Source organism: Nocardia sp. NPDC051463 (genome assembly GCF_040681975.1).
Taxonomy (GTDB): Bacteria; Actinomycetota; Actinomycetes; order Mycobacteriales; family Mycobacteriaceae; genus Nocardia.
Map to the genome: position 1 here is coordinate 406,159 of NZ_JBFBAB010000001.1, position 14,502 is coordinate 420,660.

Sequence of the window (14,502 nt, forward strand, 5' to 3'; positions counted from 1 at the left end):
CGCGGTGTCTCAGCCTGCGTCGACCACCAAGGCGGTGGAATTATCGGTTCCGCCGGATCGTAAAGCATTGTCCACCAAAGCTTCCGCGGTGACACCCGCCGTCGCCGCGCCGGCGAGTATCGCCTTGATTTCGGTCATGTTCAGGGGCTTGTGCACACCATCGGTGCTCAGCAACAGCCTGCCTCTGCTCGACCCGGTGACGGTGTGCCCGATCGCCCCCGGGCGCACGGTGCGTGCCGAGGTGGTGACAAGGTGATTCAGTCGTGGCGCCGCGTGCAGTCCTCTGGCGCGAAAGTGTTCGGCGACAGTGTGATCCGTCGTGATCTGCTGCAGCACCCGGCCGTTCCACCGGTACGCGCGACAGTCGCCGACCCACGCTATATCGCACGGACCGTTGGGCTGATCGGTCGCAAGCACGGCGACGACAAGCACGCTGTCGGCGCCGTCCTGCGGGAACTCATCCAGCAATTTCTGCTGAGCCGCGAGTATTCCCGCTACCGCCCCGCTGCGCGCGCCCACCCGTGCTGCGCTATTCGCGACGGTACGTGCCGCTCGCGCAGCGAGCAGGTGATCACCGATACCATCGGCGACGACAAAAGCAGTACGTCCCGCTGTCGAATCGGTATAGGTGGCCACGGCGTCAGCGTTGATCGACCGCGAACCGCGTCTGCTCACCGACTCCCCCGCGATACCGGTGAGCCACACCGGCTCACGAGGAATGATGGCGGTCGTCACTGCTGTGTGCACGGCCTGACCTCCTCGGACTGCGCCCTGCCCGTGCTGCCGATCAGCACCACCTCAGTCAACCGCACCATCGTGAGGACAGCACCAGAATCACCCGTGCAGTTCCTGTGAATCCGGCGGCCGCCCTCGGCTGAGCAACCGCGCCCACAGCTGCTCGATCACCCGCTCACCGAGCCCGACCTGCCTGGTGATATATCGACGCGCCGATCCGTAGGCGGCGACCTCCCGAACCGGTCGGCGAGAAACCGCCACGGATCGACGTTCGGGTCGACATCGGCCTGGTCGTAGGGCCGATGCTCGATGCTGTCGTTAGCGTAGACGAACCGCTCCGGCACCGCACCGCCCGCCTCGACCCCCACCGGGACAACCGCCCCGAGACAACCGCACGCCCGTCACCGGCCCGATAGCCACCCAAGTCACGCAAATTGTGCAATCGCTCGAACTCGATGTGCCGCTTCATATTCCTGTCTTACTCGATACCCGAGCAAGGCAAGATGTCCGTCGGCTCATTCGATGCGATGCGGCCGCTCAGTGCCCCGGCAGCACGCAGACCACGTCGAGGCCGAGGACGTGGTTGAGGCGGCCGAAAGCCAGCCATGAGCCGATGCTCATGCTCAGTTCCACGATTTCGGTCTGGGTGTAGTGCGCGGTCATGCGGTCCCAGAACTCCTGGTCCAGATTGTGGTGGTCGAGGGCGTAGCGTTCGGCGTATTCGGCGGACAGGCGAGTGCGTTCGTCGAAGGCATCGGTAGTACGCCAGTTGGTCACCGCCTCGGCGAAGCCCTCTTCGACCTTGGTGCCGTCGCGTTCGGTGCGCCAGTCCAGGCAGAAGATACACCCGTTGATCTGGGCGATGCGCAGTCGTGCGGCTTCGAATTCGCGCAGGCCGAGGGTGGTGTGCGAGTAGACCGACAGGGAGAAGTTCGACGCGGCGAGACCGATGCCGGGAACCATTTCGCCCCAGACGTAGCCGATGGGATCTTTGCCTTCGGGGATATCGATGTTCATGAGTGTTTCCTTCCGAGCTTGCCGACCGCGGGGCGCAGTGGGACATCGAGTGCGTCGTAGAGACCTGGCTCGGCGTCGACCAACCAGTCGATAGCGTTCACCAGCCTGCCTACGGCAGTGGCGTTTCCGCCCGCGGCGCGGTTGTCGTCCTCGTCGCCGGCTTCGATGGTGACCTCGATGCGGGGGTGGCCTTCGATGATCACGCGGTGCGCGCCCGCCCCGTCGGGTGGTGTCGGCCAGTCCGGCGCGCACGAGGGATGGATGCGGGTGACGTGCTCGATGACGATGCGCGGCTGCCCTTCGACGATGCCCTGCACCTCGAACCGCACCGCGCCCTGCGTGCCCGCGTCGAATTCGCCCATCGTCGTTGTCGTGACAGCGGATTCGAGGGCACGTCGGTCCAACGTTTCACGGATCTCGTCGAGTTCGACACCGAGTGCCCGCGCCATCATTCGAATCTGCCCGCCCCATACCATCGTCGGGATACCCGGCGCGGTCATCGGCGGCTGGTAGTCCATAGATTGGCCCATACCGACCAGGTAGCGGACCGAATCGGGCTGATCATAGGTCGAGTAGTCGAAGATCTCCTGGCAGCGGATCACCTCGACGGTGTGGCCGAGGCCGCTGAGCAACAGCGGCAGCACGTCGTTGCCCCAGCCGGGGTCCACCCCGGAGACGAACAGCGATCCGCCGCCTTCCGCAGTCGCGGCCAGCACACTGTCGCGAAGTTCCGGTGGAGCGTTGCGCGGATCGTAGAGCGCATACAGCGCGGGCGTGACGACAACGGCACCGGCACGCAGGGCTCTGAGAATGTCGGCGAGCGCGTCATCGGGACGGATATCTCCGGACGCCGCATAGACGATCGCACGCGGTCGCGCGGCCAGCATCACATCGACATCATCGGACGCCGCGACACCTATCTCGTAGTCGAGCCCTGCCAGTGTGCCCGCGTCGCGGCCCACCTTTTCCGGGTTGTGCACGAGCACACCCGTCAGTTCCAGTTCGGGATGAGCCTCGACAGCACGGATGGCCGACCGGCCGACATTGCCCGTGCCCCAAACGATCGTGGGGATCATCGGCCGAGACTAGCAAGCGCTTGGTTCGGTGTCCGGAATATGCGCAATGTCGAAGCGCGACCGAGCAATTCGCGACGAACAGTCATGGCGTGGCGTTGTACCTGGCCAAATATCCGGCGAGACGCCGCAGATCGTCGTCGCCCCACTCGAGGAAGCGCTCGGCGAAGGCATCCCGACGACGCCGTTCCGCGTCGCCCGCAATGCGACGACCCTCCAGCGTCGGGCGCAAGTGATACTTGCGCCGATTGCCGGGATCGACCTCCCTGGTCAGATACCCGAGCTGCTCCAGCGCCCCGACCTGTCTACTCACCGTGGATTTGTCCAGCAGAAAGTGATCCGCGACGTCGGCGGCCTGGCAACCGTCCCGTTCGATGATCAAGTCGAGGACACTGAAGGCCACCAGCGACAGCTCGGGGTGCAGCTCGGCAGCTTTGCCGCGGGCGCGACGCGCGAACGCGGTGAGCTCGCGCTGAATGGTCTGAATCGCCGCTGCGCGGCTGACCTCTCGCATGGTTGTATGATACAACCATAATAGTTGTATTTACCAACCATTTGGAGTCGCCCCATGGTTTCGCGCCAACTTCGGCATGTCGCCGTGCATCTACTCACCCCGCTGCTGATGTGCCTCGGTATGGCACTGGCATACCTCGGCGCATTCCACCAGCCGGAGCCGAACCATCTGAAGGTGGCCATCGTCGGCACCGCACCGCAGGAGAAGGTGCTCGCGCAGACGATGAAAGACAAGGCCGGCGACGCCCTCGAAGTGGTGACCCTGCCCGGCCGAGCCGACGCCATTACCCAGTTGCGCGACCGCACGCTGGCGGGCGCCTACATCCCCGATACGCAGCATCCCGAACTGGCCGTGGCCAGGGCCGGGTCCGACACCACCGCCATGGCCGTCGAACTGGTTTTCCAACAGGTTGCCGGACACCAGGACGTGCCGCTGACCGTCACCGACGTCGCGCCGCCGGCCAACGGCGACCCCACCGCACAAGGGATCTTCTTCCTGCTGGTGGCATTGAGCGTCGGCGCGTATGGCAGCGTCGCGGCCATCGGCGCAGCCGGCACCGGGTTGCGGATCGGCGTGCGGGCGCTCGTGGGCGTGGCGACCTCGCTGATGGTGAGCATCATCGGGATCACGGTCGCCGGACCGCTGTTCCATGTGGTCGACCACGACTACGTCGGGATCTGGGCGCTGTCGTGGCTCTACTGCGCGGGCATCGCCTTGGTGGGCATCGGACTGCATACCTTCCTGAAGCGCTGGACCACCCTCGTACTGATGATCCTGTTCGTCATGCTCAACTTCACGACCTCCGGCGGCATCTATCGCCCGGAACTCCAGAGCGGATTCTTCGGTGCGCTGCACAGCTTCTGGAACGGCGCGGGTTTCGTCGAGGGCGCGCGCAGCCTGCTCTACTTCGACGGCGGCGCCGGCCTGGACGGGCGCGTGGTGAGCCTGTTCCTATGGCTGGCCGCGGGCGCAGCGCTGCTGGTCGCGGCGGGCCGCCACGAGAAGCGCCGGTCCCCGGTCGGCGCGCAAGCCAACTCGGCGAGCGTTCGACAAGAGGCCGAGGAAGAGATCGCGGAGGCGGTCTGTGTCTGATCGCCGATCCCGCAGCACCTATCGGCATCGACAAGGTACGATGTTGTGCGTCGGCAGCCGAATGTGTTGAGTAGGCTGGCCACCAGGGCTTGTTCGCTTCTTCTGCAAAGATCAAAGTATCTGTAACTGAAAGTAACAGATACATGCACCCGGCCCGGGCTCCCTCCATCGACTTGGACACGATGGGGCATGCGAGACCCGGCGGCATGTTTCGGGTTGCATCGGCCCTGAGGCGATCGAGCATTCCCATCGACCCGACCGGGTTGATCGCCGTGTCGCTGTCGTGCTAATCATGATCCGTGCCGCGTGGCGCCGCCGAGTGGACGGCCGTCGCCATGGAGGCGCCATGATCGAGGAGACCGCCATGCGTCCACATTCGCGTCCGCACTGACGCCGAGCCGCGCCTTCGGCGCAGGCCATATCGCATAACGGAGCCCGCTTTTCGGGCCAGCTACCGCCGATCCATTGCGACCGGCGGGATTCTCTCTCGATCGAAGGACTTCCCATGCCTGACAACACCCCCATGCCCGCACCAAACCGGTCGGTTGACCGCGTTCACGCCCTCGGGCGTGAACTCACCGAGGTACACCAGGTCCTGCGCACCGAACTGCGCCGTGTCCGTAACGAATTCGACCGCTACCTGGCGGGCGATGAGGTACCGCCCACGCGACTTCGCACGCACTGCACGGCATTCTGTGCGGCCTTGACGCGGCATCACACGAGCGAGGACACCACGGCCTTCCCCGCCCTTGGCAACCAATTCCCGGAACTGGCACCGGTGCTCGCCGAGCTCAGCGCCGATCATCACCTCGTCGCAGACATCCTGCGCAGGCTGCAACAGCTTCTCGCCCAGGTTGGACCGGACAACGCGAAGACCGCACAGCGCGAACTCGACGGCCTCGCCGCAATCCTCGAATCCCATTTCCAGTGGGAAGAGCGCCGACTCGTCGAGGCGTTCGATGCGCTCGAAATCGCTGCTTCGACAGGCGAACAACTCTTCGGCGTAACGGTATCCGCCCCAGCGGAGGATTGAGCCGCGGGCCTTCTGACCGGCCGAGTACGGTATATCCCGCCACACCGCACAGGACGGGGGCGACGACCATCGGTGGAAAGGCGGGGCGCGAATGACTGAGCCGTATTCACAGTGGCATGCGCGGAATTCGGCCGACAACCTACCGCTGGCCGCCCGCTACCAGTCCGCTGATCCGATCCGCTGGAGCGGCAGCATGGTCTATCCCATGTACACCGAGCAGGTCGGACCCGCGCCCATCTTGGTCAGCATGACACTGCTGTCGGCGGCACCACCCGCCGGACTGCGCGGACACGGGATCGGTCTGTCGATGACCGATGGCCATATCCGCCTCGCAGGCAGGCAACTCGGCGGCGTCGATGTGTGGAGTGATGCTCTCGCCTCGGGCATCACCTTCGAACTGTTCCCCAACAACCCCGGCGCCCTGTTCAGTCTGACGCCGGTCTGGGTCGACCCGTTCGGAATCGAGCAGTCGTATTCGGGCAATTACGGCATGCTGATCGAGCAACCGCCGAGCGGCCGACTCGTGCTCTGGTGCAGCGTCGGCGAAGGCCCACCGAATTTCGCCAATCTCGTGGTCGAGATCGAGACGACACTCGCCGACACCATGGTTCCCGAAAGCGCCGCCGCGCAGCGCCCGCCGACCCACAGCCCGCCCGCACACGCCCCGCTCCCACAGCAACCACCCGCACACGATCCACTCCCGCAGAGCCCATTGCCCCAAAGCTCTCCGCACAACCCACCCGGGCAAGACCCGCTTCCACAGAACCCATCCCAGCACGACCCGCGCCCGCAGAACCCCTTGCCGCAGGACCCACCCCCGCAAAGCTCTCCGCACAACCCACCCCGGCAAGACCCGCTTCCACAGAACCCGCCCCGGCACGAGGTCCACCCGCAGAACCCCCTCCCACAAAACCCGCCCCAACACGAGACCCACCGGCAGAACCCGCCCGTGCAAAGCCTCCCGCACGAACCATCCCGGCACGGTCCACTCTCGCAGGACCCACTCGCACAGAACTCATCCCAGCATGTCCTGCTTCAGCAGGACCTCCTCACCCAGGACCCGTTCGTACAGAACCCCTCCCGGCACGAGTCGCTCCAGCAGAACGCTGTTTCGCAGTACTCACCCACGCAAAGCCAATCCCTGCGCCTCCCATCCCGGATAAGCCCGGCCACGCAAGGCCCATCCTCGCCAACCCCACCCTCGCCAACCCCATCCCCGCCAAGCCCTGCCGCGCAAACCGCACCGATTCCGGTCACGACCGCGGCCGCGCCCGAACCCCGGTATCGCAGCGCCCTTTACGATCTCGGCGTGGCCATGTACAGCCGCGGCGAGGAAGATGGAGCGTGCAGCCTATGGGCGCAGGCAGCCGAGGCAGGCCACGCCGCCGCGGCCTACGACCTCGGCGTTGTCCGTTTTCGCGGCGGCGACCTCGCCGGGGCCGAACACTGGTGGCGTACGGCGGCCGATCGCCGCGAGTCCCGCGCGATGATCGGACTCGCCGAACTTCTGGAACGCCAGGGCAATTCGTCGGAGGCCGGCGTTTGGCGCGCGTGCGCCGCCGAGGAGCACACCGCCGAGAACGATCATTCGGTCAGTTCCGGCTGAACCGAACGCAATTCGTCACGCGCCGCCATCAAAGCGAACCCGAGCAGATTCAATCCGCGCCACTGCGTCGGGTTCTCGGCCCGTGGATCGTCGGCGGCCAAGCCGATGCCCCAGATCCGATCCACCGGACTGGCCTCCACCAGCACGCGGTTCCCTGTCCCGAGCAGATATCGCTTCAGCTCCTCGTGCTGCCCGAACTTCGCGATCGCTGCCGGCCACCACAATGTCGAAACGTTGTGCATCCCAGATGATGTCGTTGAACCCTCGGACCTGCCTGCCCAGCTCCTTCGCCTGTTTCGGATGCCCCGCGTCGACAACCCGCTCAGCAATGTCGTTGTCCCCGAACAACATCGCCTTTCCCCACATCATGTAGTGCTCGGCGGTGGCAAAGGTCAGTCCGTCGGCCTGGAACGGCGCAGGCCACCACTGACTGAAGCAGCCGGGCCCGACACTGCCGTCCGGCTGCGGCTGATGCCCCCAGAACCGCACGTACTTCACCCGCCCCGCACCCTCGGCATAGCTGATCAACTCCGTAACCGACCGCACGCGCATGCCCGACAGTGTCCCCGAACAGCATCGCCGCCGCAGGTCGATTACCGGCACAATCGGCAACGCCACTGCCCGCACATGGGCGGATATTTCATTCGCACAACGAGATACGGTGTCGTAAATTGGCGGGCGCGGGAACACTGTGGCAGAAACGGAGCGTGTGCGGCCTGCGTGCACTACACGCGGCTGCGCGCGCGGGCTTGGTTTCTGCCAGCGCACCGCACTGCTCCGATTCCCCGTCACCACTGATCCGGTCTTCCCCGCCTACGAGAAGGACCCCCATTATGCGGGCCGCCTGCGCTCCAGGTACGCAGGCAACGACCGTATCCGTTGCGTCCACGCCGACTTCCGCTTGGGGCCACTGTCGATCGCCGGAAGTTCCGCCCCGGCCCCCGTCCCCGGCGTCGACGCGGCAGTTCTGCGGCTCACCAGGCGGCAGCAGCCGCTGCCCCCGCCGGAAGCAATGGCCGATTACCGTCGCGTGGTCGGCCTCGGCTTCGCCGGTGGCTCCTTTGCCTCGTCTCGCCGACGTGCCTTCCCACCCAGAACTGTGCGCACGGCGTGCGCAAGCGCCGGGATAGCCGCCGATCTGCCGGTAGGTTTCGTACCGCCGGACAGTTGGCTCGCTGTGTACCGGGCACTGTGGTAGCAACTTCCCGGTTCAACAGTCCGCCGATGTGGCGGAGCGAGGATACGATGCGCAGATGGCGCACCCCGCTCCGCCGGCCTCGGAGGCGACGGTCACTCCGGACCGATCGCCCAATAGCTCGCGTGGGGTCGCCGAGGTCGTCAAGCGCTTCGCCGAGGCGTGGCGGGCCTCGGACACGCCGCCGGACCTGCCCGCCTACCTTCCAGACTCCCCCGCCATCCGCCGGGTGTCGCTGATCGAGTTGATCAAGGTCGATCTCGCCAACCGGTGGATGCGAGGGGCCGAGCCGAAGCGGCTGTCGCAGTATGTCGAGGATCTACCGGAGCTGAGCGCCTGGCCGTTGCCACCGGATCTGATCTACGAGGAGTTCCACGTCCGCAGGCGGGCAGGCAGTTCGGTGGAAGTCACCGAATACACCGCCGCGTATCCCGACCAGGCCGACCAGCTTTCCGAAATGCTGGCCACCGACGATTACCGCAGCACGCTCGTCGCGGGGCCCGCCGAGCCTGTGAACCTCGACGACATCGAAGTCGGCCAGAAGATCGACGACTTCGACCTGATGACCGTGCTGGGGCGCGGTGCGTTCGCCAAGGTGTTCCTGGCCCGGCAGCGATCGATGCAGCGCCTGGTCGCAGTGAAGATTTCGCAGGACAAGAGCGCCGAGCCACAGACCTTGGCGCAGCTGGATCACGACTACATCGTGCGGGTGTTCGACCATCGCGTGCTGGAGGGACGCAGGCTGCGGCTGCTCTATATGCAGTACGTGCCAGGCGGGACGCTGTTCACGGTGCTCGAACGGGTGCGGGCGACACCTGCTGAGGAACGCAACGGCGCATTGCTGGTGGATGTCATCGATTCGGTGCTCACCGACAAGGGCGAGATCCGGCCGAGCGAGTCGGTGACGCGGGCGGAATTGGCGAGGTTGTCCTGGCCGGAAACGATCGCCTGGCTCGGTCGCAGATTGGCAGAGGCGCTGGACTACGCCGGGCGCTGCGGGGTCCTGCACCGCGATATCAAACCGGCGAATGTGCTGCTGACCGCAGAGGGTATCCCCAAGCTCGCCGATTTCAACATCAGTTTCAGTGGCAATGTCTCCGGCGACAGCCCGCTCGCCTACTTCGGCGGCTCGCTGGCGTATATGTCCCCAGAGCAGTTGGCGGCCGTGCATCCGGACCGGTCGGCCTCGGCGGCCGATCTCGACACCCGCAGTGATCTCTACGCGCTGGCAGTCATGCTGTGGGAATTACTTACCGGCCGAAAACCTTTCGACGACGACGCGGCGACCGGCGGCGACCGCACCGCGCTCGACGGGATGTTGCTGCGCCGCTCGGGCAGCCCGCAGTCGCTGCCGTACGGCCATCTTCCGCCCGATTGCCCGGCCGCGCTACGCCGAGCGCTGGTGCGTGCGCTCGACCCCGATCCGGACAAACGGTGGCCGGGCGGCGCGGATATGGCGCAGCAGTTCGACGTCTGCCTGGATGCCCGGGCCCGCGATCTCGTCGATCCGCCGGCGCGCAGCGGACGCCTGCGGGCCAGACCGCTCATGCACCCGATCATGGCACTCGCCATCGCAGTGCCCAACGCACTGGCGATCCTTTACAGCTACAGCCACAATCGAACGCTGATCATCGACAAACTGGACGAGCAGGCACAGCACCGCTTCGACCAGGTCGCCCTTGCCGCCTACGGGATCTGTTTCTTCATCGGATTCGTGGTCACCAATGTGTTGCTCGCCCACCTGTGGTCGGTCTCGCGTGGGCTGCGCGCTGGCCGGCCCTACGATGCGGCAATCCTGGCTCGTGCGCGTACCGAAACACTGCAGCTCGGTCGCCGTAATGTGCTGACCTGCTTCGCTTTATGGGCTCTTTCGGGGGTTGTCGTGCCAGTTTCTGTGCAGCTGTCGGGCAATCAGCTCAGTGCCGAGGCGTACGTGCATTTCTTCATCACCCAGATCGTCTGCGGCGCCATCGCCATGGCCTACCCGTATTTCCTGGTCACCTTCTTTGCCGTGCGCAGTCTGTACCCGATGTTCCTGCCGCACGGCGGGCTCGGTGCCGAGGACGCGCGCCAGCTGGAGCAATTGGACCGAGCCAGCACCTATTTCCTCGTCGTCGCGGCCGCCGTTCCGCTGCTCGGTGTCGCGGGCGCAACATTCATTCCGCCGGAGGACATTCCCGCGGTGATCATTGCCTTGCGTGTGCTGTGCGTCGGCAGTGCTCTGGCCTTTGTCGGCGTCTATTGGCTGTTCCGCATGCTCGAGCAGGATCTCGCGGCGCTACAGCGCATCGTCTCGCGCGGTTGATCGGTCAGTTCGACTGAACCGAGGTGTGCGCGAGGACCTTGCCGGTTGCGCTGCGGGGGCTGGGCATCCACGAGGGTCACATCCCGCGGGATCGAACAGCAGCTGAGTCCTCGACACATTGCTGATGAATTGCCGGTAAATCTGTCTCAGACGAACCCTCCCGGCATCCGGCCGAAGCCTGCACAATGTGATCGAGAACGCCGCCCGGACAGTCATGTCCGCACGGCCGAACATGGGGAGACACGCATGAGCTCGAGAACAGACCTCGAACGCGAACTGGGCGGGCCGCTTTCGGCCCTCGATCTACTCTCCGATCAGGAGGCCGCCGAGCTGCTGAGGATGTTCCGCACGGCACAGCGAATCGAGACCGAGGGGCTGACCGAAGCAGTGGACAAGGTGGTCGGCGCGCTGCCGTGGCCATTGCGCACGGCGGCCAAAAAGATCATGTTCGGGAATGCGCTGGGCTGATGGCGGACTTGATAACCAAGGCCCAGATCATTCTGCTGGCCAGGACTTTGCACGTGCAGGCCGAGTGCCTCGCACACCTCGAAAAGCTCGGTGCCGACCAGCTACACCAGCTACAAGAACGCATGGCGGGCATAATCTTCGATCGGAACAACACGCTCTTCGAGCGACTCAGCGCGCTGGTTCCGATCGTGCCGCTGCGTATTTCATTGTCAGCGATCTGGCGCTCGGCACCGAACTGGCTGCCCTCACCGGCGCGCTCGACACCTAGCGTGTCGCCTATACCGGCGTGAAGTCCCGGCTGCCGATGTAGCCGGGCCGCCGTGCAGGCGCGGCATATGGTTCCACCAGGGTGTTCTCCACACTGTTGAATACCAGGAAGATATTCGAGCGCGGGAACGGGGTGATGTTGTTCGACGACCCGTGCATGACATTGGAGTCGAACAGCAACGCCGATCCAGCGGCGCCGGTGAACTGGGCGATCCCACACCGGTTGGCCAGCGCCACCACATCGGCCCGGCTCGGCACACCGATCTCCTGTTCCTGCAACGACTCCCGGTAGTGCTCGGAGGGCGTACTGCCGGTACAGGGCACAAAGGTACGGTGCGATCCGGGCATCATCATGAGGCTGCCGTTGATCGAATAGTTGTTGGTGAGTGCAATTGACAGGCTCACCGCCCGCGGTGTGGGCATCCCGTCCTCCGCATGCCAGGTCTCGAAATCCGAATGCCAATAGAAACCTGCGCCGCGGAAGCCCGGCATGTAATTGACTCGGCTCTGATGCAGATAGACCTCTGAACCCAGTACCTGCCTTGCCAATCCGGCGACACGTGACTCGCGCACGAGCTCGGCCACCGCCGCGCTGAGCCGATGCACTTCGAAGATCGAGCGCACCTGGTTCGACGACTTCTCCACAATGACGCGGTCGTCGCCGTCCAGCACCGGATCTCCGGCGAGGCGGTCGATTTCGGCGCTGAAATCGGCCACCTCATCGGGAGTCAGTAGCGCGTCGAGGATCGCGAACCCGTCGGCATCCAAGTTTCCCAGTTCCTGGTCCTCGATCCGGCCCCATACCGTCGGATCAGGGCGATCCAGGTGCGGCGCGGGGCTGCCGCGGCGGGTCGGGTAGCGATCGGTGATGCGAGTGTCAGTGTGCGCCAACACTATTACATATTCCTTTCAGACCGCGTTGGCGGCGACGAGCGGGTAGACGCCATTGCTGTCGTGGACTTCCTGCCCGGTCACCGGGGGGTTGAAGACGCACATCATCCGCATCCCGGTGCGCGCGTGCAGCCGGTGGCGCTCGTGCTCGTCGAGCAGGTACATCGAGCCGGGTTCGAGTTCGTAGGTGACGTCGTTGTCCAGATCGGTGAGCGTCCCCTCCCCTTCGATCAGCCACACGGCTTCCACGTGATACCGGTAATGGAATACGTGCTCGGTGCCTGCGTCGATGGTGGTCTCGTGGAAGGAGAACCCGACGCCGTCACCGCCGAGGACGATGCGCTTGCTGCGCCAACCCGTGCCGGCGACGTCGCGTTCGGTACCGGTGATGGCCGCGGTGGTTCGTACGATCATCTCAGCGCCCCCCAATGGTGTCGATGGCCGTGCTCAGTAGATCGAGGCCGAGGTCGAGTTCCTCGTCGCTGATAGTCAACGGCGGCAGCAACTTCACTACCTCGTCCATGGAACCCGAGGTTTCCACCAGTAGCCCGCGCTCGAAGGCGACCTGGCAGACCTTGCTCGCCTGGGACGGGTCGTCGAACACCACGCCCTGCACCAGCCCGCGCCCACGCAGCGAGACGCCGGGAATCTCCGCGGCCAGCCTGCCGAGCACCTGCTCGATCCGCTCGCCCTTCGTCTCGGTCGAGGCCTGCAGCGCGCCGTCGGACCAGAAATGTTCCAGCGCAACCTGTGCCGTGACGAAGGCCGGGTTGTTGCCGCGGAAGGTGCCGTTGTGCTCTCCCGGCGTCCACTGGTCGAGTTCCGGCTTGAACAGCACCAGCGCCATCGGCAACCCGTAGCCGCCGATCGACTTCGACAGCGTCACGATGTCCGGAGTGATGCCGGCAACCTCGAAGGAGAAGAACGGCCCGGTCCGCCCACACCCCATCTGCACGTCGTCGACGATCAGCAGGATCTCCCGAGCGGCGCACAATCCGGCGAGGTGGCGCAGCCATTCCGGACGTGCCACATTGACGCCGCCCTCGCCCTGCACGGTCTCCACGATCACCGCGGCTGGGCGATCGAAGCCGGATGACGTGTCGTCGAGCACGCGCTCCATCCATTGGAAATCGGCGGTGGTGCCGTCGAAATAGCCGTCATAGGGCATCGGCGTCGCATGCACCAACGGCACGCCCGCACCCGCGCGCTTGGCGGCGTTGCCGGTCACCGACAATGCGCCGAGCGTCATGCCGTGGAAGGCGTTGGTGAAGCTGAGGATGGTCTTGCGGCCGGTGATCTTGCGCGCGAGCTTCAGCGCAGCCTCGACCGCATTGGCACCTGTGGGGCCGGGGAATTGAACCTTGTAGTCCAGACCGCGCGGCGCGAGGACGGTGTCGCGCAACGTCTCCAGTAACCGCCGCTTGGCCACAGTCGACATATCCAGTCCGTGCGTAATGCCGTCGCTCGCGATGTAATCCAGCAGCGGCTGCTTGAGCACCGGATTGTTGTGGCCGTAGTTCAGCGCGCCCGCACCCGCGAAGAAGTCGAGGTAATCCTTGCCGTCCTCGTCGCGCAGCCAGGACCCCTTGGCGGTAGTGAAAACCGTGGGCCATGCTCGGCAATATCCGCGAACATTCGATTCGAGTTCTTCGAAAATGGTTGTTTCAGCGGTAATCATCGGCGATCCTCCTGCGTGGAACGGGCGGTCGGGGCGATTCGATAGAGATCTTCTGCGGCGTGGCTGTCCGGGAAAACTCCGGGTTCGAACAAGGGGCGCTTGGTGATTCGCGCATCGCGGCGGCGCGCCACCGCCGCGAACATGGCGATGGATCCGGGGTTGTCCGGGGCGATGGTCGTTTCCAGCACCGAAACTCCGGCTCCGGCGACGGTGTCGAGCAATTTGTCGAGCAGCGCGGCACCGATGCCGCGACCCTGCTGGGCCCGCTCGACCGCCACCTGCCAGACGAACACCGTGTGTGGCGCCTGCGGACGCATGTAGCCGATCACGAAACCCACGACCCGGCCGCCCACTTCGGCGACCACCGAGGTGCCGGGGAAGTCCCGGCACCAGAGCAGATAGGCATAGCTGGAGTTGGTATCCAGCACATGGGAATTCTTCGCGATCCGCCAGATGTCGGCCGCGTCGCCGATCCGTGGCGCGCGCAGCACAACGCGCGCTCCCGGCGCGGAATTTACTGCGTCCGACGGTGATTCAGCATGTGGTCGATCGATCGTTGCGGTGGACAGTGTTGGCAGTGACATACATCTCCCAGGTTGGGTCTGCAGTACTTATCCAGGCTTACGAA

The 14,502-nt window shown here is 65.1% G+C and carries 17 protein-coding genes and 2 pseudogenes; 7 read left to right on the plus strand and 12 right to left on the minus strand.

All coding sequences use genetic code 11. The features are described 5' to 3' along the window. Positions 1 to 9 precede the first annotated feature (9 nt). The 6 genes and pseudogenes from AB0M74_RS01810 to AB0M74_RS01835 form a co-directional block, all read right to left on the minus strand. Positions 10 to 747, minus strand: a complete 738-nt coding sequence (locus AB0M74_RS01810) for a serine/threonine protein phosphatase (RefSeq protein ID WP_364900475.1) — start codon at positions 745 to 747, stop codon at positions 10 to 12. Positions 748 to 834: 87 nt separating this feature from the next. Further along, positions 835 to 996, minus strand: coding sequence for a hypothetical protein (locus AB0M74_RS01815; protein ID WP_364901986.1), 162 nt, complete (start codon positions 994 to 996; stop codon positions 835 to 837). A 106-nt stretch (positions 997 to 1,102) separates the two neighbouring features. Further along, positions 1,103 to 1,204: pseudogene (locus AB0M74_RS01820) on the minus strand (tyrosine-protein phosphatase); the annotation flags it as partial. A 68-nt stretch (positions 1,205 to 1,272) separates the two neighbouring features. Next, on the minus strand, positions 1,273 to 1,752 hold the full coding sequence (locus tag AB0M74_RS01825) for a carboxymuconolactone decarboxylase family protein (protein ID WP_364900476.1): 480 nt from the start codon (positions 1,750 to 1,752) through the stop codon (positions 1,273 to 1,275). Continuing rightward, entirely contained in the window at positions 1,749 to 2,828 is a 1,080-nt protein-coding gene (locus AB0M74_RS01830) for a dihydrodipicolinate reductase (protein ID WP_364900478.1), read from the minus strand. The genes AB0M74_RS01825 and AB0M74_RS01830 overlap by 4 nt, the downstream gene beginning before the upstream one ends. An 82-nt stretch (positions 2,829 to 2,910) precedes the next feature. Further along, positions 2,911 to 3,339 carry a MarR family transcriptional regulator gene (locus AB0M74_RS01835; protein WP_364900479.1) on the minus strand — a complete coding sequence of 143 codons (429 nt, stop codon included), beginning with the start codon at positions 3,337 to 3,339 and terminating at the stop codon, positions 2,911 to 2,913. A 54-nt stretch (positions 3,340 to 3,393) separates the two neighbouring features. Between AB0M74_RS01835 and AB0M74_RS01840 the strand changes: the two genes are divergently transcribed. The 3 genes from AB0M74_RS01840 (at position 3,394) to AB0M74_RS01850 (ending at position 7,070) form a co-directional block, all read left to right on the plus strand. Then, a complete protein-coding gene (locus AB0M74_RS01840; protein WP_364900481.1) occupies positions 3,394 to 4,431 on the plus strand; it encodes a hypothetical protein in 1,038 nt (345 codons plus the stop codon). 505 nt (positions 4,432 to 4,936) lie between these two features. Further along, positions 4,937 to 5,464 (plus strand): hemerythrin domain-containing protein, encoded by a 528-nt coding sequence (locus tag AB0M74_RS01845; RefSeq protein WP_364900483.1) that lies wholly within the window; start codon positions 4,937 to 4,939, stop codon positions 5,462 to 5,464. 91 nt (positions 5,465 to 5,555) lie between these two features. After that, positions 5,556 to 7,070, plus strand: a complete 1,515-nt coding sequence (locus AB0M74_RS01850) for a hypothetical protein (protein WP_364900485.1) — start codon at positions 5,556 to 5,558, stop codon at positions 7,068 to 7,070. Here AB0M74_RS01850 and AB0M74_RS01855 read toward each other — a convergent pair. Then, positions 7,049 to 7,312: an NADAR family protein gene (locus AB0M74_RS01855; protein WP_364900486.1), complete on the minus strand. Its 264-nt coding sequence runs from the start codon at positions 7,310 to 7,312 to the stop codon at positions 7,049 to 7,051. The genes AB0M74_RS01850 and AB0M74_RS01855 overlap by 22 nt on opposite strands. Positions 7,313 to 7,322: 10 nt before the next feature. After that, positions 7,323 to 7,622: pseudogene (locus tag AB0M74_RS01860) on the minus strand (NADAR family protein); the annotation flags it as partial. A 139-nt stretch (positions 7,623 to 7,761) separates the two neighbouring features. On the opposite strand from AB0M74_RS01860, the gene AB0M74_RS01865 reads away from it, so the two are divergent. From AB0M74_RS01865 to AB0M74_RS01880, 4 genes are all read left to right on the plus strand, one after another. Beyond that, entirely contained in the window at positions 7,762 to 8,268 is a 507-nt protein-coding gene (locus tag AB0M74_RS01865) for a hypothetical protein (RefSeq protein WP_364900488.1), read from the plus strand. A gap of 55 nt (positions 8,269 to 8,323) precedes the next feature. After that, the gene (locus AB0M74_RS01870; RefSeq protein ID WP_364900490.1) at positions 8,324 to 10,570 is read left to right on the plus strand and encodes a serine/threonine-protein kinase; all 2,247 of its coding nucleotides are present in this window, start codon (positions 8,324 to 8,326) and stop codon (positions 10,568 to 10,570) included. A gap of 246 nt (positions 10,571 to 10,816) precedes the next feature. After that, complete coding sequence (locus AB0M74_RS01875) at positions 10,817 to 11,038, plus strand: hypothetical protein (RefSeq protein WP_364900492.1); 222 nt, start codon at positions 10,817 to 10,819, stop codon at positions 11,036 to 11,038. Beyond that, positions 10,984 to 11,328, plus strand: a complete 345-nt coding sequence (locus tag AB0M74_RS01880; RefSeq protein WP_364900494.1) for a hypothetical protein — start codon at positions 10,984 to 10,986, stop codon at positions 11,326 to 11,328. Before AB0M74_RS01875 ends, AB0M74_RS01880 begins: the two co-directional genes overlap by 55 nt. Here AB0M74_RS01880 and thpD read toward each other — a convergent pair. Genes thpD through ectA form a run of 4 tightly spaced genes read right to left on the minus strand, consistent with a single transcriptional unit; the run spans position 11,315 to position 14,458 of the window. Then, positions 11,315 to 12,202: an ectoine hydroxylase gene (gene thpD, locus AB0M74_RS01885; protein WP_364901903.1), complete on the minus strand. Its 888-nt coding sequence runs from the start codon at positions 12,200 to 12,202 to the stop codon at positions 11,315 to 11,317. The genes AB0M74_RS01880 and thpD overlap by 14 nt on opposite strands. 12 nt (positions 12,203 to 12,214) lie before the next feature. Continuing rightward, positions 12,215 to 12,610 carry an ectoine synthase gene (locus tag AB0M74_RS01890; protein WP_364900496.1) on the minus strand — a complete coding sequence of 132 codons (396 nt, stop codon included), beginning with the start codon at positions 12,608 to 12,610 and terminating at the stop codon, positions 12,215 to 12,217. Between the two features lies 1 nt (position 12,611). After that, entirely contained in the window at positions 12,612 to 13,874 is a 1,263-nt protein-coding gene (ectB, locus tag AB0M74_RS01895) for a diaminobutyrate--2-oxoglutarate transaminase (protein WP_364900498.1), read from the minus strand. Next, positions 13,871 to 14,458, minus strand: coding sequence for a diaminobutyrate acetyltransferase (gene ectA / locus AB0M74_RS01900; protein ID WP_364900499.1), 588 nt, complete (start codon positions 14,456 to 14,458; stop codon positions 13,871 to 13,873). The genes ectB and ectA overlap by 4 nt, the downstream gene beginning before the upstream one ends. Between the last annotated feature and the right edge of the window lie 44 nt (positions 14,459 to 14,502).

Excerpts from the sequence above, each read along its gene's own strand:
- AB0M74_RS01855 (WP_364900486.1), bottom strand. The coding sequence starts at position 7,312 with ATGCACAACGTTTCGACATTGTGGTGGCCGGCAGCGATCGCGAAGTTC.
- AB0M74_RS01890 (WP_364900496.1), bottom strand. The coding sequence starts at position 12,610 with ATGATCGTACGAACCACCGCGGCCATCACCGGTACCGAACGCGACGTC.
- AB0M74_RS01870 (WP_364900490.1), top strand. The coding sequence starts at position 8,324 with ATGGCGCACCCCGCTCCGCCGGCCTCGGAGGCGACGGTCACTCCGGAC.
- AB0M74_RS01835 (WP_364900479.1), bottom strand. The coding sequence starts at position 3,339 with ATGCGAGAGGTCAGCCGCGCAGCGGCGATTCAGACCATTCAGCGCGAG.
- AB0M74_RS01840 (WP_364900481.1), top strand. The coding sequence starts at position 3,394 with ATGGTTTCGCGCCAACTTCGGCATGTCGCCGTGCATCTACTCACCCCG.
- AB0M74_RS01825 (WP_364900476.1), bottom strand. The coding sequence starts at position 1,752 with ATGAACATCGATATCCCCGAAGGCAAAGATCCCATCGGCTACGTCTGG.
- ectA (WP_364900499.1), bottom strand. The coding sequence starts at position 14,458 with ATGTCACTGCCAACACTGTCCACCGCAACGATCGATCGACCACATGCT.
- AB0M74_RS01830 (WP_364900478.1), bottom strand. The coding sequence starts at position 2,828 with ATGATCCCCACGATCGTTTGGGGCACGGGCAATGTCGGCCGGTCGGCC.
- AB0M74_RS01850 (WP_364900485.1), top strand. The coding sequence starts at position 5,556 with ATGACTGAGCCGTATTCACAGTGGCATGCGCGGAATTCGGCCGACAAC.
- AB0M74_RS01845 (WP_364900483.1), top strand. The coding sequence starts at position 4,937 with ATGCCTGACAACACCCCCATGCCCGCACCAAACCGGTCGGTTGACCGC.
- AB0M74_RS01875 (WP_364900492.1), top strand. The coding sequence starts at position 10,817 with ATGAGCTCGAGAACAGACCTCGAACGCGAACTGGGCGGGCCGCTTTCG.
- ectB (WP_364900498.1), bottom strand. The coding sequence starts at position 13,874 with ATGATTACCGCTGAAACAACCATTTTCGAAGAACTCGAATCGAATGTT.